The sequence below is a fragment of the Sphingobacterium sp. LRF_L2 genome, from assembly GCF_965644235.1.
In the GTDB taxonomy this organism is placed as follows: Bacteria; Bacteroidota; Bacteroidia; order Sphingobacteriales; family Sphingobacteriaceae; genus Sphingobacterium.
The window spans coordinates 247,962-270,150 of record NZ_CBFFRI010000001.1 but is presented as its reverse complement, the minus strand read 5'-3'; the positions used below and the strand labels follow the sequence as shown (position 1 = coordinate 270,150).

The following is a 22,189-nucleotide window of genomic DNA, read 5'->3' as shown; positions in this document are numbered from 1 at the left end:
TTTTATAGACAAAATATGCTGTTTTTTAAGAAAGTGCTTTTCGGGACGATTGTTTTTGCTACAGCTTCATCGGCATGGGCACAAAAGATATCCCCGACTTATGAGAAAACGGGTACGGGGGTGAAAGTATCATATCGTGGAATGGAAACGGCCCTAGATCAAGATATCTACATTGATATGATCAAAGATCGCATTGTACGTGTGCGTGCGCTGCCTGCTGATGCGAAGCTTCCAACAACGGGCAGTTTAATTCTTTTGGATACCCTTCAGCAAGACAACATTGATTTTAAACTGATTGAACGGAACGATAGTTTGTTGCTTTGGAGTGCGAATTTGCAAGTGCGGATGAGCTTACCAACAGGAAAAATTCATTTTTTTGATGGAGAGGGCAAACTTCTTGTGAAAGAGGCAAAACGGGAAACAGATGCCTTTAAGTCAGATGCATACAATGGCGATGCTTTTTATAGACTGCAACAAGATTTTGAGGTGGATAAATCGGAAGGTTTGTATGGACTGGGGCAGCACCAGAATGGTGTTATGAACTATAATAATGGTCGTCAGGTTAAGCTTCTACAATATAACACAGAAATTGCTGTGCCTTTTCTTTTATCGACGAAGAACTATGGTATCCTCTGGCATAATTATTCGATTACAACAGCGGGTGATACGCGACCACTTTTACCGTTAAATGCCTTTAAGTTGTTCTCTGCGGACGGACAGGAGGGATGGCTTACGGCGACGTATGTGAACAAAGAGAATGAGGCTGAGGTTTATCTTTCACGTCCTGAATCAATTGTCGATTATAATTACTTGAGTGATCAACATAAGTATCCTACTGCTGTAAAGCTATCGAAAGCGAAGGTATATTATGAAGGAGAACTTGCCTCTCCCTATTCGGGGAATCATTTTTTGCACGTGAAATATTCGGGCTATATCAAGATTTGGTTAGATGGCAAACTGTTGCAGGATCGTTGGCGTGAAGCGTGGAATGCGGGGACTTTTGAATTGCCTATTTCACTCATTAAAGATGAACGGCATCGGATTAAGATCGAGTGGATTCCGGAAGGGGATGAGACTTATTTTACGCTGAATTGGCAATCGCCTCAGGCAAATGATAAACAGCGATTTGGCTTTTCTTCTGAAGCGGGGGATGCAATCGATTATTTTGTTGTTTCAGGTTCTACTATGGATGAGGTTGTGTCAGGCTATAGGAAATTGACCGGCAAATCACCGATTATGCCTTTATGGAGTTTCGGTTTTTGGCAGAGCCGCGAACGCTACAAAACACAAGCTGAATTGGAGAGCGTCGCACAGGAGTTTCGCAGACGTCGTATTCCTATAGATAATATTGTGCAGGATTGGTCGTATTGGGCAGAACAGGATTGGGGAAGTCATGATTTTGATAAATCACGTTTTCCAGATGCCTTGGGCATGATCCAGCGTCTACATGATCAACAATTTAAGTTCATGATTTCTGTGTGGCCAAAGATAAATGAACGATCCAGCGTGTATAAGTCGTTTAAAGAAAATAATTGGTTGTATATGCGAAATATTTATGATGGACGTAAAGATTGGATCGGGAAGGGATATACGTCCACATTTTATGATGTTTATAACCAAGAGGCTAGGGATGCTTTTTGGAAGCTGATGAATGATAAACTTTTTTCGAAGGGGGTGGATGCTTGGTGGATGGATGCAAGTGAACCAGATATTCATTCAAATATCAGTGTTGATGAACGGAAGTCGGTATTGCAGCCAAGTATCGGCTCTTCGGTGCGTTACTACAATACTTTTCCATTGATGAATGCAAAGGGAATTTATGAGGGACAGCGTGAAACGGATCCAAATAAACGTGTGTTTATTCTTACTCGTTCTTTCTTTGCTGGGCAACAACGTTATGCGGCAGCGGCATGGAGCGGTGATATCGCGTCCACTTGGGGGGATATGCGTGACCAAATCGCTGCTGGTGTGAATTTCTCGATGTCGGGTACTCCATATTGGACGATGGATGCGGGAGGCTTTTTGGTACAAAGGAAGTATTATAAACCAACGGAGGCTGATTTAGAAGAATGGCGTGAATTGAACACCCGTTGGTACCAGTATGGGGCTTTTTTGCCACTGTTCCGTGCTCATGGACAGTTTCCTGCTCGTGAACCTTTTGCCATTGCACCTGATAATCACCCTGCTTACAAGAGTATACTGTATTATATCGATTTGCGTTATAGGCTTTTGGCTTATAATTATAGTTTAGCGGCACAAACATATTTTAATGATTATTCGATGATCCGGGGACTGGCAATGGATTTTCCGAAAGATACTGCCGTTTTTACGATCAATGACCAGTATTTATGGGGGCCATCCTTATTGGTGAACCCGGTGACTTCTAGAGGAATGACTTCCCGGGATGTTTACCTGCCGAAGGGAAAAGATTGGTATGACTTTTACAATGGTCGTAAATATATTGGGGGGCAACATATCGATGCAGCTGCTTCTTATGAGCGTATCCCTGTATTTGTTCCGGCGGGGGCTATTGTTCCTTGGGGAGAACCACTGCAATATAGTGAGGAGAAACCCCAGGATAAACTTACGCTACTTGTCTATGACGGTGCCGATGGGGAATTCACATTGTATGAAGATGCCGGTGATAATTACGACTATGAAAAAGGCCTCTACAGTATGATTAAGATTAAGTACGATAACAAGAAAGGTACGCTGGAACTTGCCGCTCGTCAGGGGGAATTTCCGAATATGCTAAAGTATAGGCATTTTTCTGTTTTGTTGGTTAGCGAGAAGCAGCCGATTGGTGTGGACATGAACCTAAAAGGAACACGTACCATCAAATATAGTGGCAAGCGCCTATCCGTTAGTTTACGGTAAACGTTTGACGATGTTATTGATTCTGGCTAGTCGTTATTTTTAACAATGGCATTCTGCAGTTGTATTTCTGCATGATTTTGATCTGTGCCGTTCAACAAAACCACGCCGGTAACGGTAATTGGTCGGTCTGTAAAATTGATCTTTATGTTATCTTTCATTTTGATTTCTACCATGGATGGTATTCCATTTTGTCCGCAGAACATGCATTGAAAAACAGGAAGAACGGACAGGAGAAAATGTGCATGTTTTCTGCCTGTGGTGATAGGGATCATATAGCCTTGTATCGTTACATTTTTTCCGTTTAGGTCTTTTAAAGCAGGTGGAAAATAAGCTGTATAGCGAGTTTTTCCATCTGCTTTTTCTACTTTATACATTAGCATATCGAAGGTTTCCCAAATCTTATTCATCAATGGCCGGTGATCGGCTAGGTGTTGAGGCTTACCTTGTGCATAGCTGCAATAGGGGGTAAAACAAAAAACTAGAACCAGGAAATAAAAAGAGACTTGGCTTAATAGCCTAGAACTACGAATTCTTAACAAAGGCACATTATCTTGTTTATACATCTTTTTTTGCGATTTAAACTTCATGACAAAAGTATTAAAAAAATAACAAACGCAATTGTGTTGCATTTGTTATTTTTTGTTTTTAGTTTTGAAAACAAAGAAGAGTATGATGATTATTCCAAAAGATTTTGACAGTTGGCGAGCATGTATCGTCGTGAAGTGTGGCATTCCACTTACCGGTGATTTTCTTGAAAGGCGTATCGCCGTTTATGAAGATTTGGATCTTCTGGAAACGAAGCGTTTTATCGCGTTGTATGGAGATGAACATCATCAAAATGTATTGACTTGGCTGCGCAGGGCTTTGGTTGAGGTTTAAGTGTATAGGTTCTAAATATTACATATGGAAGAGAGAAAGTTGCCGGTTACGGTATTGAGTGGTTTCCTAGGGGCTGGTAAAACCACGTTGTTGAATCATGTTTTGCACAACAAGGATAACTTGAAAGTTGCCGTCATCGTCAACGATATGAGTGAAGTGAATATTGACGCGCAACTTGTAGAAAAGGAAAATACACTATCTAGAACAGAAGAGCGTTTGGTAGAGATGAGCAACGGCTGCATTTGCTGTACTCTTAGGGAGGATTTAATGGTTGAAGTGGAACGATTGGCAAAGGAAAATAGATTCGATTATTTGCTTATCGAAAGTACGGGTATATCCGAGCCAATACCCGTAGCCCAAACGTTCAATTATGTGGATGAAAATAGTGGTATAGATCTGTCTGCGTTCAGCTATATAGACACGATGGTCACGGTGGTGGATTGCTTCAATTTCTTTAAGGATTTTGGTAGCATGGATACCCTGCAGGATCGGGAACTTTCAGATGATGATCTGGATGCGAGGACTATTGTCAACTTATTGACCGATCAGATTGAGTTCGCTAATGTTATTATTTTGAATAAAACGGATCTAGTGGCTGATGAAACAGTCGTAATTTTGGAAGCGGCTATTGGAAAATTGAATCCTGGGGCAAAAATTATCCGTTCTAGTTTTGGTCAGGTGGCACCAAAAGAAATCGTAGGTACAAATAGTTTTGACTTTGATTTGGCATCTTCTTCTGCCGGATGGATAAAAGAACTGGAACAGGAGCATACGCCAGAAACGGAGGAATATGGTATATCTTCTTTTGTATTTCGAAGCTCGAAACCTTTTCATCCACAGAGGTGGTACCAGTATCTTAATGATTCTTATCCGCATAATATTATTCGGGCAAAAGGACTGTTTTGGATGGCGTCGCGTCCGGATGAGGCAATTAATTTCAGTCAGGCTGGTGGAAGTCTTCGGGTTGAAAATGCGGGCTCATGGTGGTGTAGTATGCCTATTGAAGAGCGTCTTCGTTATACAGGATTCCGAGCAAACCGTGATTATATTGAGTCTCGTTGGCATCCGCAATGGGGAGATCGAAAGACTGAGCTCGTATTTATCGGACAGGAACTGGATAAGACCGAATGTATTCGTGCTTTGGAGCGGTGCTTGATAACAGACGACGAGGCTGAAGAATGGCGTTATACAGCATGGAAGGATGAATTTCCAAAGTGGAACAATCTATAAAACATTTGTCGTGCTGTTTTTATAGGATGATAGGCTTTTTTTTATTTCTTGATCTATGTTAATGGATTGTACAATTTGCTGTTGTAGCTTTGCGAACTGTAAGGAATGACACAATAGGTTTTGAGAAATATAAAAATCAATATATCAATCATGAATACAAAAAATGTTTACGCATTATTAGCTGCAGGTATGATTTTCGCAGCTTGTGGAGGAAATGGATCAAACACGGCGACGTCTACGGAGCAAGAGGTTGCGAGTCAACAAGGTGATGTTTTTGCGGTAGATTTAGCTGCATCTAATGTTTCTTGGAAAGCTTTTCACAAAGGTGGCTTTGCTCCTCGTTGGGGAACTTTAAGTCTTTCATCTGGTGAAATTTCTGTCGATAATGGTGAAATTACTTCTGGAGATTTTGTTATCGATATGAATTCTTTACACGTGGATTCGGCTTCTGTTACAGAAGAAGGTAAAAAAGCTTCTGATTTAGAAAATCACTTGAAAAATGCTGATTTCTTTAATGTGGAAACAAATCCGACTGCTGAATTTCATATTACAGGTGTTTCTGCTCTTAGCGGAGCTGTAGAAGGAGCAGTAGAAGGTGCTAACAAAACAGTTAGTGGAAACTTAACTTTAATGGGTACGACATTGAATATTTCTTTCCCAGCGAAAATTGAAGTTTCAGGTGAAGGTGTGGTTTCAGTGAACGCTAAATTCACGGTGAATCGCGCAGATTGGGGTATTAAGTTTGGTACGACTGAAACTGATCCTGCAGAATGGATGATTAGCAAGGATATCGAGATCGGTATCAATCTTACTGCAAAAAAATAGTTCTATTTTTAATTTTGAAATAAGGGTGCCTAGCGATAGGTGCCCTTTTTGTTTTGGTATAGACTGTCTTTAGAGCGGATACTGTTTTGCAAGGGTAGATGAGGTGATTTTGTTCTATCTACGCTGATATTGTTTGTCAATAAGTCATACTATCGTAATCTGTGTATTAGCGTGGTGTTTTTTTTGTCCAAATCACTAATTTACTACTGTATTTTTGTCGACAGCAAAACGGAGTAATTGTTTTTTCGGGTGGATGCTTGAAATTATATGCTGAAATAACTTTTCTTTTCCGTTGCTATTATAAAGTGATACAGATAACAAATGAAAAAGAATCTTTGGAGAATAGTTAAAAAAGTAATGATAACAGTCTTAATTTTAGTCGCCGTATTAGTTTTAGTAACTGTGCTTTACATGCAACAGGATAAATTTGGTAAAAGTCCAAATGCGGTGAGGCTTGAAAGGATACAAAAATCGCCAAATTTTAGGGATGGAAAGTTTCAGAACTTGAGTGTAACTCCTGACTTGGTAGAAGGACATACATATATTGATGTCATTTATAAACAGTTTTTCCAGAAGGTACCGAGAAGGAGACCTAAAGTGGCTATCCCTTCTGTAAAGACCGATTTGTTGAATTTGCCACTTGATTCGAATGTTTTGCTTTGGTTCGGGCATTCATCTTATTTTATACAGATCGATGGAAAGCGAATTTTAGTTGATCCGGTTTTTAGTGGAAATGCTTCTCCAATTCCTAAGACAACGGAATCATTTCCAGGTGCCGATATCTATGGCGTAAAGGATATGCCTGAAATCGACCTTTTGTTTATTTCGCATGACCACTATGATCATTTGGATTATGAAACGATTATAGGCTTGAAAGATAAAGTGAAGACTGTAATTTGTGGACTAGGCGTTGGTGCGCATTTCGAATTTTGGGGATATGATCCTCGTAAAATTGTAGAAAGGGATTGGAATGAAAAAGTTGAGTTGGATAAGGGATTTACGATTTTTGTAGAACCTTCGCGGCATTTTTCCGGCCGGGGTTTCTCGAGAAATAATACCCTGTGGGCTTCTTATCTTTTACAGACACCTTCCATGAAAATTTATGTTGGGGGAGATAGTGGCTATGATACGCATTATGCACGTATTGGCGAAAAATTCGGACCAATTGATTTGGCTATTTTGGACAATGGGCAATACAACGAAGCATGGCGTTATATACATAATTTACCGGAAGATGTGTTGAAGGCTGCTCAAGATCTTAAGGCAAAGCGTGTCTTACCTGTTCATTCTTCTAAATTTGTGTTGGCACTTCATCCTTGGGATGAACCGCTATCCAGATTAACAGCACTTAATGAAGCTTACAATATTCCCCTTCTCACTCCAATCATAGGGGAGATTGTGAATTTGCAGGATAGTACACAGCAATTTAAACAATGGTGGGTCGGTGTGGAGTAGGTTTTTAACTGGTATAGTCTGTTTTTGTATTAATTTAATGACAATAAATTGATGAATTATTTTATCAATGACGTTTTACTACATTTGCGCTATATAAATTAACCTAAAATTGCCGCTAGTGAAGAAAAATAATGTAGTATTTGTTGTTGTTTGTTTTTTTCTTGTCATTAATGCCTTTGCACAGGAAAAATCAGCGAAAAATAGATTGCCATCGAAAGATGTTTTTGATAAAGTTTACCCTGCTTGTATCAAAATGTATGGAGTGGATTCTGTTACGCGTAAACAGAACAGTGCACCTTTTAGTGGTGTCGTTGTTTCTGCTGATGGAAGTATCTTGACAGCAGCCCATGCAACTAAACCTGGAAACCTCTATAAAGTTTTATTTCCTGATGGTAAAGAGGGGTTTGCTAAGGCATTAGGAAGATTGGTTGTGGACAGTAAAACGAACCTTCCTGATGTGGCGGTGATGAAGATGGAAGGTGAAGGACTGTGGCCTTTTGCGCAGATGGGATGGTCTTCTTCGTTGCAGGAAAATCAACTGTGTTTTGGTTGGTCATATCCGGAAACCTTATTGTTAAATACACCTTTTCTACGTGTTGGCCGTATTACAGATGATTTGGATCCTTATGGTTTTGTGGTGAGTACCTGTATCATGGAACCTGGTGATTCAGGAGGGCCGTTATTTGATGCATTGGGGAGGGTTGTTGCGCTTCATAGTCGTATTGATCGTGCTGAAGGGAAAAGCTTCGAGGTACCTGTTGATATTTATCGTAAGTATTGGACGGTATTGCAAATGCCCTTAGATATCGAAGTGTATCCGAAAGATGCAGATGAGATAAGGGAGGATCCCTTACTGGAATTGCTTCACAATCAAAGAACTGTTGTTTCTTCTAGTATATCAGAAAAAAAAGCTTTTCCCGTAGTTTCTATTAATAGTTTGGTAAAGTCAGAGACTAGCTCCATTTTGGGGACTGTCTTTGTTCTCTCTGAAAAAAGACAGGTTATTGTGACAAAGAGTAGTGTAGTCGGCAAAGATCCTGTATTGAAAATTGAAAATAAAACGTATCCTTTAAAGGTGCTTTTTCGAGACAAGAAGCATGATTTGGTTGCTTTAGAAACGTCGAAAAAATTAAAGTCTGGTTTCAAGGTTACAGCTATTGCGTTGGATTCAATTGCTGTTGATGATATAGGAATAAACATTTGGTCTTTGTTGAACGATCAACGTATGAAGACTGGTACCTTAGGGATGGTTTCGCAAATAATACCTGCATGGACTAGCTCGGGTAGTCTGGGCACACGCATGCAGGAAATAGATGGATTGCCTACTTTGACTAAAGTGGATAGTGCCGGGGCAGCCTACATTGCTGGGTTAAAGGATGGGGATAAAATGATTCGAGTGAATGACCATGATGTGTCTAGTGCTGAAAAAATCAATAAGGAGATGTTAAACTATTTTGCGGGAGATACTATTCAACTTACTTATCGGCGCGGAGAAAAAGACTTTCGTACGGATGTTGTTCTCGATGCAAAAGTTCTTCGGGAAAGTTCTCACCCGGCAAATCATATTCCAGGCGGAAAATCCTTAAGAAAAGATGGTTTTTCAAATGTATTTCTGCACGATTCCAGGGTTCACAGCTACGAATGTGGGAGTCCAGTTGTTGATGTAGAGGGGCGATTTCTAGGCTTGAATATCGCACGTTACAGTCATACGGCTTGTTTCGCTATTCCGCGTGATGTTATTTTAGATTTTTTAGAGGTGGTGAAATCATTATAGTATCTTTTGGTTAAGATAAACTAAAGGGGCATTCATTTTGATGCCCCTTTAGTTTGATATAATGTTTATGCCTAATTAACCTTTATGAGGTTTCTTTGCAGCTTCAATAAGTTCTTTCATTTCCATCTTGATGTAATCCACATTTGGTGTCGATCCTGTCAGGAAGTAGCGGATATTGCCTTCTTTGTCGATAACAAATTTTGCAGGGATACCTTGTACCCCATATTTAGCGGCCATAACCTGACCCGTTTCTGCATCTTTTTGATCGTCATAAAGAACTTCAAAAGGAAAATTGTTTTTTTCGATGAAAGATACGACGTTGGTTTTGTAATTCTTATCACGTTCCCAGGTGTTGATGAATAAAAATTGTACATCCGAATCGTTTTCGTATTGCGCTTGTGCAGCTTTCATACCAGGGAAAGATCGTATACAGGGTTGACACCATGTGGCCCAGAAATCAAGTACTACTACCTTACCTTTCAAGCTTGCCAAGGAAACCTTTTCGCCTTTTAAGTTGGTCAATTCGAAAGCTGGTGCAGGTTTAAATGTTGCCATCTCCTTAATATGGTCACGGATTGATTTTACTAATTCTTCCTTCAAACCTGCATTAAATCGCTCATAACCATTCAGCGATCCGTTTAATTCATTGTAGAGTCTTTTTAGATCATCTTCTACTCCGAACTGTCCTTTTGCGTATAGCTTTGTTAAAATATTATAAGCTTCTAGTTTGCGACCTGTTCCCATCAACGATTTGTAATAAACTGAAGAAAGTGCATCTGCTTGTTCGGGAGCTACTTGTAAGGCTTTTTCTATATATTCAAGAGCTTCGGTATATTTTGCTTGATTGACCAAGATATTGACATAGGCCGACATTGAACTGGCATAGCCCATCGAGGCAAAACGAGCTTTGTTATCTTTCTGCTCTTCCGGTAGGCTGATGTAATAATATGCATCTTCCATCGCTGTTTTTAATAATGGAGCTGCGGCTGTAGTATCGCCCGCGGCCAATAGGCTCTGTCCTACAGGAAGATAACCATTGCCTCGCCAAAAACGTTCTTGCATTTGACCCAGGTAGGCTGTTGCCTGTTGTGACTTTCCTTCTTTGGCAAGGCTTCCTGCAAGATTTGCTAGGATATAGTCATAGGTCAGCTCTTCACCGGGAAAATTCTTTACAGGCCATTTTTTTAGGATTTCCTTGTATGTTTTCTCTTTACTATCGCTGGTTTCTGCTTTGTAAAATACCGCTGTGATATAGGCGTCGCGTGTGAGGCTTCCTTTGGGATATTTCTTTTTGGCAACCTGTTCCACCGCTTCCATTTTATCTTCATGACCTAATGCACGCAAAAGGTTGATGGTTGTTCGGTATTCCTGTTCTGTTTTATAGCTCTTGGTCTCATTGATGAGGACTGTCGCTAAAGAATCTTTTTGATCAAGCGTGCCATTTTCCCAAATAGGGCGGTATTTTTGAAATTTGTCGACTTCTTTTTGTTGGCCATAGCTAAGACTTGCTGTCAGAACTAAAGCCGCTACGAATGCTTTTTTCATATGTATATTATTATTTATAAGTGTTAGATTTCATTGGAATAAATGAGTTCGTTTCATTTTTTTTCTTCTATTTATCGTAACCAGGGTTTTGGGTCAAATTTACATTAACTAAGATTTGTGCATTTGGAATAGGGAACAGTACATCCGTCGACTGCCATCCACTTTTAATCGGGGATAAAACGGCTGTAGCACGATTGGTTCTTTTGAGATCTAACCAACGATGCCCATATTCTCCGAAAAACTCATGCAATCTTTCTGTTTCTATTGCTGTCATCGTTTGTGCTTGGGTGAGAGAACTACTTACACCTTCTAATTCGGCCCTGGTTCGTACAGCATCAATATCCTCTTTTGCTCCGCTAAGGTTATTAAGATTTGCACGAGCTTCTGCTCGTATTAAATATTGCTCGGCTAAACGTAGTATAACATGATATTCATTTCCTGTGCCCGAATTTACTTTATATTTTGTAACAGCATAATATGTCGTAGTAGAAATGGTCTTGGGGCTTATCCAATTGCTTCGTCGAGCATCGATGTTAGGCGATGTTTCGAAAGTCGAATATACACTAAGAGGTACCGTATAGTTCGGCGGGGTGCTGGTTGATGTGGTAACGTAATTGTAACCAAACGTTGTGTATGTAGCGGTGGCTAATTGTAATATTACTTCATTACTCGTATTTATAAAATTAGAAGCCGTCGAAGGAAGTGCGTAATCGGAGACTTCTAATACTTTTGTCGCATAGCGCTCTGCATTTTCAAAATCCTGCAGATAAAGATACACCCGAGCAAGAAGCGCACTGGCCGCATATTTATTGGCACGTCCTCTTGGAGATGCCCCTGTAATATAGGTCTCTGACATTTTTTCTTCTGCATCTAATAGGTCTGTAATGATTTGATCATACACCTCGTCTACCGAAGCTCTGCCTAACGATTCGGTTTCGGAAACCGCATAATCGTTCTTGAGCGAAAGTGGGACGCCTCCGTAAAAGTTAACTAAGTAGAAATAAAAGTAAGCACGCAAGAACTTGGCTTCGCCAATAAGTTGACTTTTAGTGGAAGGTGTCAGGGTGCTCGACGCTTCTAAACCATCGATGGCATTGTTTGTATTTTTAATTAATGTATATAGGTTTGCCCATAAATTCGATACGTAACCGTTCGTATTTAGCAATTCGTTATCGGCAAATTCTGCTATAGAAGCTTCTGTTCCATTGTATTGGAGATCATCCGCTGCAATCCCGGGATAAAATGTAGTCATTGTTGACATATTTGCAGTGGTAATGGATCCTACGGCAGCGACATACAATCCTCGAATAACCGTGGAAGCGGAGGCATCTGTAGCAAAGGCTTCATCATATAGTATTTGTGTGGGGGGGGATCCTAGATCAACAAAGCTTTCGCAGGAAGAAAATAAGAAGGATCCTAAAATAATAGGGGTATAAAGTAGCGATTTATTTAAAATATTTTTCATGATGATAGCTTTTAAAATTGGCAATTAAATCCGAAGACAATAGTGCGCAACGGCGGAAGCACTTGTCCAATAGTACCCGTCCCTAATCCAGCAGGGCCTCCCTGTACGGTCGTCTCTGTATCTAGAATATATTTGTTTTTTGCCCAGGTAAATAAGTTTTGTCCCTGTGCAAAAATACTGCAGTTCGACATCTTAAGCCGGGATGTCCAACTTGTTGGCAAATGGTAAGAGAGATTGACCGACCGCAATTTAATATAAGAGGCATCTCCATAAACAGCATCTGAACTCGTATATTGACCGTATGATTTGTATAAATTGCTTGTTGTAGTTGCGGTAGCTCCTGGTATATCTGAACTTGTATTATCTTCGTTCCATCGCCCTAACCAATACTCGTTTTGATTTATAAAAGTTCCTGGTCTTGTATTCAAGATTTTAGTAACACCAAACCGATGATTAAACTGAAAGAAAACCCCCAGTTCGAATCCTTTATATAAAAAGGTGTTGTTGAATCCCCCATAAAAAGGTGTGCCTAAATCAGCGATATAGGTATCCGCATTTGTGATTGATCCGTCTCCATCTACATCTTGGTAGATCGCTTGACCATTTGTTGGGTCGACTCCTTCATAATGATAAAGACGAACAAAATTTAAGGGCTCTCCAACAATATAGGTATTGGCATAGGATGATTTCTCTAGTCCCTGAAATTCGAGCAATTTGTTTTTAAAGAACGTAAAATTGGTAGAAGTTTTCCACGTGAATTGATCGTTGGTAATGTTTGTGGTGTTTAATTCCAGTTCTAGCCCTGTATTTTGGATAACAGCAGGAAGGTTTGCATAATAACTGTTATAGCCAGTTTGGCTAGGCATCGTTAATGAAGAAATCTGGTTGCCCGAACGATTTCGAAAATAATTGGCGGTGAAAGAGATCCGATCGTTTAAAAATCCCAAATCTAAAGCAAACTCTAATTTTTTCGTCGTTTCCCATTGAATATTTTCATTTGACAATGTGGAAACATTCATTGCGGGGTTTAATAAGTATGCAGTGGTACTAGAAGAATAAAGTGGTAGGTGGATGTAGTTTGGTATTTGGTCGTTACCCGTTGTGCCGTAACTCCCGCGTAATTTACCAAAACTTAAGAAGGGGAGGTTCTCTTCAATAAAACTCTCTTTAGAAAAGACCCAACCTAAGCCTAAAGCTCCAAAATTTCCAAACCGGTTGTTCGGGCCAAAGCGCGAGGAGGCATCTCTACGGAAAGTTCCGTTAATAAGGTACTTTTCCTGCCAATCGTAATTAACTTTTCCGAACACAGCATTGTATTTATAATAAACCAGATTGTTGCTTGCAGTTATATTTCCAGCAGCACTTAAAGAGCCTAAAAGAGATTCAATATCGTAATTTGAACCGTAAGTTGTTTGTGAATTAGAAGAATTCTGTTGGAAACTCGTACCTATTAATGCTGTTAATTTACCGTTCCCCAATTGTTTACTGTAATCTAAAGTAGGTTCAATAATCCAATTTTGTGCTTTGGTGTTGGAGAATGTGGACGAACTTTTGGGATTACTAGCTGGATTAAGGCTAGATGCCGGTGTTCTGTTGTTTTGATTCAATTGGGTAATTGTATAACCAAAATTAGCCTTTGCCGTCAACCCCGGCATTATTTTATAACTCAAGTTTGCATTGGAAATGAGATTGTTGGTGGTACCAATATACCTCCTTTTTAGTAATGCTAAAGGGTTTGTGAAATTCGATGACCAATAAAAGCTTCCGTCTTCATTGTATAGCGGAAGATTTGGTGGTAAATTATAGTAAGAACTGACATCTGAAGAGGGCATATCAGTGTTATCATTTGCATAGCTTACGGATATGCTAGCATTAAATTTATCATCCTTAGAACGGTGATCCAGATTTAAGCGGGAGCTAAATCTCGTGTTTTTGCTATCGCCATAAAAAACCGAACTCTCTCTTCTATAGCCAGAATTGAAAAAGAACCTCGTCTGTTCGGCTCCTCCAGAAAGGTTCGCTTGTATATCAGTGATGTGTCCTGTATTTCCTATTAGTAGTTTTTGCCAGTCTGTACCTGTTTCTTGATCCCATAAAGTTAGATCTGGGGCGTTGGCTTCTGTTGGTGTCACACCATCATTTGCAAATGCTTCTTTCCGAATGGTTAAGTATTCTTCCAGGTTTAACATGGGGATAAATCGCCCTACTTCTGTGATACCGGTATTGAAATTTACACCGACACGCGTGCGGCCTGATGTGCCTTTTTTTGTCGTAATAAGGACAACACCGTTTGCTCCACGACTACCGTAAATAGCGGTAGCGTCTGCATCTTTTAGAACGTCGATACGTTCAATGTCGGCAGGATTAATCATGCTAAACGGACTAAGCCCCCCCGAAGAGGCAGAAATTCCATTGGAATTTAGATTATCGGTTGCGGGCTGTGCGCCATTGAAATTGGTAAATGGGACGCCATCAATGACATACAATGGTATAGACCCGGAGGTCGTTCCCGACAATGTACTTTGATTTCTGATCTGGATTTGTACAGCACTTCCCGGTACGCCGTTGTTTTGTGCAATCAGAACGCCCGACATTCTGCCAGAGAGTGCGGCCAATGGGTTGCCTACGGGTTGTGTTTCAATGTCTTTCGCTGTAATTGACGCGACAGATCCGGTGTTTAATTTACGTGTCGTTGTTCCGTAGCCTATAACGACTACTTCATCTAAGCTTCCTTTTTCTGGTTGAAGTTTGAGTGGCTTAGGATCTTCCAACATTTTTTTTGCAGATATTTCAATTTTTTGATAACCTACAAACGAAAAGATAAGAATGACATCTTCATCGGGAAGATGCATACTCCAATGGCCAGCAGCATCTGTCGCAGTACTTGTCTGCACATTTCGGTAATCTAACTTCTGCCAATTCTTCATAATTACAGATACTCCGGCTAAAGGGCTTCCGCTTTCATTGATTACTTGTCCTGTAATAATCTTCGGCTGTATTTGGGATTTTTCTTTGATAGCTATGATATTGTTATCAAGTATTTCCCATGTTAGATTACTGCCCTTCAATGAATGACTCAAGACATCTTTAACACTGAGTTGCTTTCCTTCTAAATTAATTTTAGAGGTAGGAAGCATATTTTTGCTAAAGAACATTTTGTAATTGCTTTTCTCGTTGATCGCTTGAAAAACATCTTCTAGTTGCCCATTTTTGATAGATACATCGATCTTTTCATGCTGTGAATAGGCGAAGCTGGGGATATGGGTAACGCTGAGACATGCTAACAACAAGGTTAACCGTGCTTCTTTACCCAGTTTAGGTATGAATTTATTCATAAATGTTGAGTTGGTTATAGTGTTTATTGTGTTTTTATTTAATTTCTATATCTCCGTTAGGCTGTTTTTTTACGATGAATGGATTTACAGTTTGTAGAGCCTTCAATATATTATCAAGATTTTCGTTGTCAAATGTTGCAGAATACATTTGCAGAGATACTTGTGTATTCGTAATATGTATATTTATACCATACATGCGTTCGAGTCGTAACGCGATTTGCGACATGGGCTCATCCTGAATTGTAATGCGTTTTAGCATCCACTCTGTTTCTTGTGCGCTGCCGTCTCTTTCTGAGATTTTAAATGATTCAATTTTAGGTTCAGGATGATTGTTAACGGATGTAGTTTTGTCTGATATATTGATGTCTTTCTTTTTCTCTGCTAATACAAATTTTTCCTTTGGCCTTAATATGAATTTGTTACTTTGATTTCCAACTTTCCAGATCTCTACTTTTCCGTGAATAAGGGCAGTTTCTGCGGTAGCCTCTTCACTATAGTCTCGAACATTGAATGCAGTTCCCAGTACACTAATTTCCATTCGGGGGGTATGAATGAGAAAGGGTTTTTTGGGGTTTTTTGCGACATCAAAATATGCCTCTCCTTCGAGTGTTACTTCGCGGGTGGTTTTATCTTTGAAAGACTGCGGATAAATAAGCTTACTCGAAGCATTTAGAGTGACCTTCGTTCCATCTTCTAGTATTATCTGGCGTTGTTGCCCCTTGACCAGATTTAGTGTATGGTTGGTCTCTGTTTTTTCTCGGGAGTAAAAATAGAAAAAGGAAAATAGGCATAAAACAACAGCAATGCTTGCTGCTATTTTCCGAGAATAGCCCGCTTTTCTTGGCTGATGTTGACGTCTGTTGTTCGATAAACGCTGCATAAGTTTGTTATGCATGCGTTTTTTGATTATTTCCACTACCCTTGGAGGAAGTGCTTCTAGAATTTCAGGCTCAGAAGCAAAAGAATCAAAAAAGTCATGTACAACTTTATTCTCCTCTGCAGAAGTCTCTTTTCGAATATATTTTTCTACGAGTACCTCAAACTCTTTATCTATTTTGTGCTGCATACGGTTAGTTTATCTGCGTTACAGCTATATAGTGTGATAAGAGTGGGAAATGTACTAATGAAAAAAAAGTTTTTTTTTAAAGTGTTGATTAATAGTTTAAAAAAATGAATAGAAGAAGTGTGAAATGCTTTTTTAATAGCAATCTTAATTTTGATAACGACAAACCTAAATGATTTTGAACTGTATTTTGGGATACGTCCATTCGTTCACTAATTTCTTTTGTTGAAAACCCCTCAAGGTATCTTAATCGAAATATCTCACGCCGTTTCTCCGGCAAACTGAGTAACCAATGTTTTATAAAGGTAACTAGATCTTTCTCAAGAAATGCTTGATCTGTATTTTCTCCAACTATTTGTCCTTGGATCTGCTGGTACTTGTTCGTTATGAATTGCTTTCTTTCAGCTCTTTTATAACTTGAAAAAACCTGGAAGCGCATGACGGAAAAAAGATAGGCTCCTAAATCCGCTATTTCTCTTTGAGGAATAGTATCCCATAATGAGGTGAAGACATCTTGCACTATTTCCTCGGACAAAGCGAGGTCACGAACGCGTTTGTGAGCTTCATTAAATAGTGTTGACCAATAACGATCATAAATAACGTCGAATGCAGCTAAATCTCTTTGTTGTAGAAGATCGATTAACTGCCTATCATCATATCCGCTATATTTTATCTTTTTCAGATTTTTCTCACTCATGACCTTTTTCCCTTTTGAAAATTATCGAATGGTTTTTCCATCGAAGAAACCACCTCATCAACAAGATCACAGGTTAATACTAGTTAAAGCAACCAATGATAGTAAATTTATTTCTATTTGAGAATTTTGTTGTCATTATCGTAATGAAAATTGCTTTATATAGCGATTTTGATAAATTAGGAAGAGGGGATTACACAAGAATTTTTAATGGTCGTTGCTTTTTTTGTTGCAGTGCTAACGAATATTTTCTTGTTTATAATTATTAATAAATAAAATTTTCAGTTTTTGTTTTCTGCTTTACTGTTGGTGAAGATATGTAACTATTTTTTTGGTTTTAGTTTGTGGAAGTACTTTTGTGAGAAATGAATCAATTTTTTCGAGCATGGGGGTAAACCAAGGCTCATAAAACCAATACGTATGGGGAGCGTCCTCAAAGGTTTTTAGATCGTAATAGATATGTTCTTCTTCTAATTTTTTTATCATATCGTTTCTTCCTGCTTGGAAGCGAGGAATAGAGCTTGCTAGGAATAGAATGGGAGCTGTATGGTTGCTGACATGATGTAAAGCAGATGCTTCAAGCCAGTTTTCAGTTGCTTCTTCGTACGTTCCACCTAACCATTCACTGGTTGGACTTCCTTCGGAAGATTCGGGATGTCGGAAAGCTAAAACGCCGTCTACGTTTATAGTGGCCGCTATTTTTAGCGCTGCATCTACATTATTGCCTAGCTGACTAGCCATTTGAGCTCCAGAAGAAGTTCCTAAAACGACCAGTTGACGATTATTGAGTTGATGTTTTTTTTCATTTTTGTAACACCATTGTATAACATCTTTTATATCGTCAATGGCGGCGGGGTATTTTGCCTCTAAAGATAACCTGAATTCGGGTACGATGACAGTATAGCCATAATAGGATAAATGGGATGCAAAGCCAGCCATCATCTCTTTGCTGCCAGATCGCCAGCCTCCACCATGAATCATGATAACAACAGGCATCTTACGGGGGGCCACTAGAGGACGATATAAATCGAGATGAAGCTGCCGTTTACTTTTTGACAAATAAGGGATATCCCGTATAGCTTCAATTCCTTCTTGCAAAATCGGTACTGCTTTAATGAAGGGGTACTTTTTAACGTTTTTCGCATAATCATCGCGTAGATTGAAGCTCGTATCCCGAGGGAAATCTTGTGCATGAGCAACGTTGAAACGAAGCAGCATGATACATAAAAAGGTCGTATAAAGCGGTGTTTTAAACATGAGTTTGATCATCTAAATAAATAGTAGGTTTTATGCTTTTGTGTCTGGTAACAAGTGATTTAGTTAGCATCTTGCTACAAGGATAGATAAAAAACCTAAATACTGAAAATGAAAAATAAAGCTTTTAATTTTTTGGATGAATTTTGTTAAAATTCACTGTTTTTAAGGTGGAATGAAGGAATAATTGTACCTTTTTTGGTAAAATATGAACCTTAGATTTTAAACTTAATTCTAGTTTTGTTATGTCGATATTCTGGATATTTCGGTTGTCGACATAAACCAAAGTAAACTATAAACCATATGCGTAATTTTAAAAGTTTTTGTGTAAAACAAGGCTATCTAGCTATCGTTGCTCGTTATGGAATTCTTTTTTCTTTTTTCGAGGATAGATGTCTTCCTTTTTTTTACAAAATGCAATCGGTTGCATTTTTCTTTATCAAAAATAGATGTTTTAAAAACAAGCGTCTTAAAACAAGTTTTCCTTATCTACTTACGCTGTTATGTGTAGGTTCATCGATCGGAATTGCGTTAGGTCAAAGTAAGACCGTTCGAGGCCAGGTGAAAGATAGTAAAGGACTACCTATTGAAGGTGCTACGATACGAACCTTGGCAGATGACCAAACCGCGACCTTTTCCGATTTAAATGGTGATTTTTTGCTTACGGTATCGGATACGATAACCTATCTTTCAGTCAGCTATTTGGGCGTACATCGGCAAGCTGGTCCGCTTGTAGATAATGTATTATTAGAAGTCGTTTTGAATAAAGCCGATGAACAGTTGGATGAAGTGGTTGTGATAGGCTATCAGACTGTAAGAAGAAAAGATCTGACAGGATCGGTTGCTTCGGTAAGTGGTAAAGATATTGCCGCGATTCCTGTTGCAAACGTAGCACAGGCTATTCAAGGAAAGTTGCCTGGTGTAAATGTGGTTTCACAAGACGGCCGACCGAATGCAGACGTTTCCATTCGCGTGCGTGGTGGAGGTTCGATTTCACAGAGTAATCAACCCTTGATCGTGGTGGACGGTATGATTGTAAGTTCATTGAACGATGTGCCTAGTGAACTTGTGGAAAGTATTGATGTATTGAAAGATGCTTCGTCAACGGCTATCTACGGTGCTAGAGGAGCTAATGGCGTAATTTTGGTGACGACTAAGCAGGCTAAAGAAGGCCGGGTAAATGTCTCTTATAGCAATTATTTACGGATAAATACACCAACAGGATACTTGGAGTCACTTAGCCCTTATGATTACCTCAAGTATGTATGGGCGAATGCAGATGCGAATGGAAATGCATACAGAACGTCTTTTGAAAAACTTTATGGCATTGGCGATTACGCTACAACAAATACGGACGGCATAGAAGCTTATAAAGATATGGCTTCTGACGATATACAACGTGAGGTTTACAATCGTTCTGTGACACATAATCATGATGTCATTGTTTCTGGCGGAACAAATAAAACGAAGGCTCTATTTGCTGCTAATTATATCGATGATCAGGGAATGAAATTGAATTCCTATTCCAAGCGGGCTAATATTTCGTTGAAAGTTGATCAGAAGATTACTGACAATCTGGATTTTATATTGGATACACGTTATACTGACATGCGAAACTTAGGAAATGAAGGGACCACGAATGGTAGTGGCTCTTTATTGTCTTCTGCCTATCGTTTTCGCCCTATTGCTACCGGAAATATATTGGGTGATTTAAATGCCTTGAGGGAAGGTAATATGGAGCAATATGGAAAGTTTTCGAGTTGGGATGCTTACAGCCCAGTCGCAAGAATCTCTGATTATGAGCCCTTAGAAGTAGCCCAGAATTTACGCGCAAATGCCTCGTTGAATTGGCGAATTGCCAAGTTTTTGACTTATCGTACTGATTTGAATCTGAGTAGGCCCTGGAGTGAATCGAAGATATGGGGAGGAGCCATCTATAACAATTATTTGGATGATGCGACTGGCGAAAAAATGTTCGCCGGATCGGTAGATTATGCAAAGTCTGATAGTTGGAATTCCCGCTGGATTAATACCCTATCTTATGCGACAAATTTCGCGGATAAACATAGTCTTAATGTCTTACTAGGCCAAGAAATATCGAATTCGGGCGGTAATACGATGCGAATAACGGCAAATCACTTTCCTTCGAATTTTACAAAGGATAATGCGTTTGCGATGATTAACCAATTTGATCAAGATGCAGGGACGAGTTCCTTTTCCTCTAGTATCAGTGAACCAGGACGTATACTCTCTTTCTTCGCTAGAGCTAATTACAGCTTTCTGGAAAGATATCTGTTTACATTGACTTTCAGAGCGGATGGCTCATCGAAATTTGCGCCGGGTAATCGGTGGGGGTATTTTCCAGCTGCAGCTTTAGCTTGGCGACTTTCAGATGAATCATTTTTAAAAGAATCGGACTGGATAGATGATCTTAAATTACGTGTTTCTTATGGTGCGGTAGGAAATGATGGTATAGATCCTGGACGGTGGATGCAGAACTGGACGTCTGAGACGGATTTGAGATGGCAATATGTATTGAATAACCAATATCAATCAGCTTACGACCTTACGTCCTCCGAGTTGGCAAATCCAGACTTGAAATGGGAAACTACGATTACGCGTAATTTGGGTGTTGATTTTACACTCTTTGGAGGGAAATTATCTGGAACGGTGGATTTGTATAAAAATACCACAAAGGATCTGCTTATGCTTACCACCATTCCAGGTATTACTGGGTTTACGTCTATACTAGCTAATATTGGACAGACGAGTAATAAAGGTGTTGAGCTTTCCCTATCTGGAACGTTGATAGAACGAGACGATTGGAGTGTTCGTGTGGGGGGAAACATCAATTTTAATCGAGGGAATGTGGATCATTTGGCGGATAATGTTTCGGGATTGTATGGAACTTCATGGGCGAGTTCGAGTACCTATCCTGTGTATGATTATGTGTTGCAGGAAGGTAAGCCTGTTGGTTTGATCCGTGGACTTACCTATGACGGTTTTTATACTACCAATGATTTTAACTACGCAGCTGGTGTCTACACCTTAAAAGATGGTGTAGCGGACGTCGGTAGTTTTATAGGTGCGGTACATGGTATTGGTACAAATGAACGTCCTACAGGACAAATTGCTTATCCTGGTGTAGTCAAGTACCGAGATTTGAATGGAGATGGTAAAATTGGTGATGAGGATCTTAGTGTGATTGGCGATATGAATCCTATACATACTGGAGGATTTAACCTGAGCGCCAATTATAAGGGCGTCGATTTATCGGCATATTTTAATTGGAGTTATGGAAATCAAGTGTATAACGTAAATAAACTTGCGTCTCTGTATGGCTACAAAGAGAGTGGTGTGTATGAAAATAAGTTGGCTATTGTGAAAAATTCCTATGCTTTGTACGATGTGGTAGATGGACAACTGGTTCGATATACGGATCCTGCGCAACTAGATGCCCTGAATGCAAATGCTACATTACCATTAGCTTACAATGAAAACGGCGTGACATCTTCTTTGGGGATAGAGAATGGATCGTATTTACGGTTGAATACCCTAACATTGGGTTACTCAATGCCAAAAAATTGGACGGCTAAGGTTAAATTAAATCGGCTACGGTTGTATGCCAGCATATTTAATGTGGTCACCTTGACTGGGTATTCTGGCCTTGATCCGGAAGTAAGTGCGAATGCTGCAACGAATAATGCTTCTTATCCAACAACAGGTTTGGATTGGGGGGCTTACCCGAGGGCACGTACGTTTGTTTTTGGTTTAAATCTTGGATTTTAATAAT

14 protein-coding genes are annotated in these 22,189 nt (G+C 39.5%); 7 read left to right on the top strand and 7 right to left on the bottom strand.

Features of this window, described 5'->3' with window-relative positions:
* The first annotated feature begins 15 nt into the window (after positions 1 to 15).
* Positions 16 to 2,877 (top strand): TIM-barrel domain-containing protein, encoded by a 2,862-nt coding sequence (locus ACSZOX_RS01120; protein WP_437917898.1) that lies wholly within the window; start codon positions 16 to 18, stop codon positions 2,875 to 2,877.
* Positions 2,878 to 2,903: 26 nt separating this feature from the next.
* On the opposite strand, the gene ACSZOX_RS01115 is transcribed toward ACSZOX_RS01120, so the two are convergent.
* The gene (locus ACSZOX_RS01115; protein ID WP_437917897.1) at positions 2,904 to 3,464 is read right to left on the bottom strand and encodes a hypothetical protein; all 561 of its coding nucleotides are present in this window, start codon (positions 3,462 to 3,464) and stop codon (positions 2,904 to 2,906) included.
* 82 nt (positions 3,465 to 3,546) lie between these two features.
* Between ACSZOX_RS01115 and ACSZOX_RS01110 the strand changes: the two genes are divergently transcribed.
* From ACSZOX_RS01110 to ACSZOX_RS01090, 5 genes are all read left to right on the top strand, one after another.
* Positions 3,547 to 3,756 (top strand): hypothetical protein, encoded by a 210-nt coding sequence (locus tag ACSZOX_RS01110; protein WP_437917896.1) that lies wholly within the window; start codon positions 3,547 to 3,549, stop codon positions 3,754 to 3,756.
* Between the two features lie 24 nt (positions 3,757 to 3,780).
* A complete protein-coding gene (locus ACSZOX_RS01105) occupies positions 3,781 to 4,986 on the top strand; it encodes a GTP-binding protein (protein WP_437917895.1) in 1,206 nt (401 codons plus the stop codon).
* 150 nt (positions 4,987 to 5,136) lie between these two features.
* On the top strand, positions 5,137 to 5,811 hold the full coding sequence (locus ACSZOX_RS01100) for a YceI family protein (RefSeq protein WP_437917894.1): 675 nt from the start codon (positions 5,137 to 5,139) through the stop codon (positions 5,809 to 5,811).
* A 321-nt stretch (positions 5,812 to 6,132) separates the two neighbouring features.
* The gene (locus tag ACSZOX_RS01095; protein WP_437917893.1) at positions 6,133 to 7,266 is read left to right on the top strand and encodes an MBL fold metallo-hydrolase; all 1,134 of its coding nucleotides are present in this window, start codon (positions 6,133 to 6,135) and stop codon (positions 7,264 to 7,266) included.
* A 118-nt stretch (positions 7,267 to 7,384) separates the two neighbouring features.
* Complete coding sequence (locus ACSZOX_RS01090) at positions 7,385 to 9,040, top strand: trypsin-like peptidase domain-containing protein (RefSeq protein WP_437917892.1); 1,656 nt, start codon at positions 7,385 to 7,387, stop codon at positions 9,038 to 9,040.
* Positions 9,041 to 9,115: 75 nt separating this feature from the next.
* On the opposite strand, the gene ACSZOX_RS01085 is transcribed toward ACSZOX_RS01090, so the two are convergent.
* From ACSZOX_RS01085 to ACSZOX_RS01060, 6 genes are all read right to left on the bottom strand, one after another.
* Positions 9,116 to 10,585, bottom strand: a complete 1,470-nt coding sequence (locus tag ACSZOX_RS01085) for a redoxin domain-containing protein (protein ID WP_437917891.1) — start codon at positions 10,583 to 10,585, stop codon at positions 9,116 to 9,118.
* Positions 10,586 to 10,652: 67 nt separating this feature from the next.
* Positions 10,653 to 12,050, bottom strand: a complete 1,398-nt coding sequence (locus ACSZOX_RS01080; protein WP_437917890.1) for a RagB/SusD family nutrient uptake outer membrane protein — start codon at positions 12,048 to 12,050, stop codon at positions 10,653 to 10,655.
* A gap of 11 nt (positions 12,051 to 12,061) precedes the next feature.
* Positions 12,062 to 15,385, bottom strand: coding sequence for a SusC/RagA family TonB-linked outer membrane protein (locus ACSZOX_RS01075; protein WP_437917889.1), 3,324 nt, complete (start codon positions 15,383 to 15,385; stop codon positions 12,062 to 12,064).
* A gap of 34 nt (positions 15,386 to 15,419) precedes the next feature.
* Positions 15,420 to 16,451: a FecR family protein gene (locus ACSZOX_RS01070; RefSeq protein ID WP_437917888.1), complete on the bottom strand. Its 1,032-nt coding sequence runs from the start codon at positions 16,449 to 16,451 to the stop codon at positions 15,420 to 15,422.
* Between the two features lie 88 nt (positions 16,452 to 16,539).
* Positions 16,540 to 17,145 carry an RNA polymerase sigma factor gene (locus ACSZOX_RS01065; RefSeq protein WP_437917887.1) on the bottom strand — a complete coding sequence of 202 codons (606 nt, stop codon included), beginning with the start codon at positions 17,143 to 17,145 and terminating at the stop codon, positions 16,540 to 16,542.
* A gap of 297 nt (positions 17,146 to 17,442) precedes the next feature.
* Positions 17,443 to 18,411 carry an alpha/beta hydrolase gene (locus tag ACSZOX_RS01060; protein ID WP_437917886.1) on the bottom strand — a complete coding sequence of 323 codons (969 nt, stop codon included), beginning with the start codon at positions 18,409 to 18,411 and terminating at the stop codon, positions 17,443 to 17,445.
* Positions 18,412 to 18,699: 288 nt separating this feature from the next.
* On the opposite strand from ACSZOX_RS01060, the gene ACSZOX_RS01055 reads away from it, so the two are divergent.
* On the top strand, positions 18,700 to 22,185 hold the full coding sequence (locus ACSZOX_RS01055) for a SusC/RagA family TonB-linked outer membrane protein (protein ID WP_437917885.1): 3,486 nt from the start codon (positions 18,700 to 18,702) through the stop codon (positions 22,183 to 22,185).
* The last annotated feature ends 4 nt before the right edge of the window (positions 22,186 to 22,189 follow it).

Coding starts and splice junctions, on each gene's coding strand:
- ACSZOX_RS01120 (WP_437917898.1), top strand. CDS start 16: ATGCTGTTTTTTAAGAAAGTGCTTTTCGGGACGATTGTTTTTGCTACA.
- ACSZOX_RS01115 (WP_437917897.1), bottom strand. CDS start 3,464: ATGAAGTTTAAATCGCAAAAAAAGATGTATAAACAAGATAATGTGCCT.
- ACSZOX_RS01110 (WP_437917896.1), top strand. CDS start 3,547: ATGATGATTATTCCAAAAGATTTTGACAGTTGGCGAGCATGTATCGTC.
- ACSZOX_RS01105 (WP_437917895.1), top strand. CDS start 3,781: ATGGAAGAGAGAAAGTTGCCGGTTACGGTATTGAGTGGTTTCCTAGGG.
- ACSZOX_RS01100 (WP_437917894.1), top strand. CDS start 5,137: ATGAATACAAAAAATGTTTACGCATTATTAGCTGCAGGTATGATTTTC.
- ACSZOX_RS01095 (WP_437917893.1), top strand. CDS start 6,133: ATGAAAAAGAATCTTTGGAGAATAGTTAAAAAAGTAATGATAACAGTC.
- ACSZOX_RS01085 (WP_437917891.1), bottom strand. CDS start 10,585: ATGAAAAAAGCATTCGTAGCGGCTTTAGTTCTGACAGCAAGTCTTAGC.
- ACSZOX_RS01080 (WP_437917890.1), bottom strand. CDS start 12,050: ATGAAAAATATTTTAAATAAATCGCTACTTTATACCCCTATTATTTTA.
- ACSZOX_RS01075 (WP_437917889.1), bottom strand. CDS start 15,385: ATGAATAAATTCATACCTAAACTGGGTAAAGAAGCACGGTTAACCTTG.
- ACSZOX_RS01070 (WP_437917888.1), bottom strand. CDS start 16,451: ATGCAGCACAAAATAGATAAAGAGTTTGAGGTACTCGTAGAAAAATAT.
- ACSZOX_RS01065 (WP_437917887.1), bottom strand. CDS start 17,145: ATGAGTGAGAAAAATCTGAAAAAGATAAAATATAGCGGATATGATGAT.
- ACSZOX_RS01060 (WP_437917886.1), bottom strand. CDS start 18,411: ATGATCAAACTCATGTTTAAAACACCGCTTTATACGACCTTTTTATGT.
- ACSZOX_RS01055 (WP_437917885.1), top strand. CDS start 18,700: ATGCGTAATTTTAAAAGTTTTTGTGTAAAACAAGGCTATCTAGCTATC.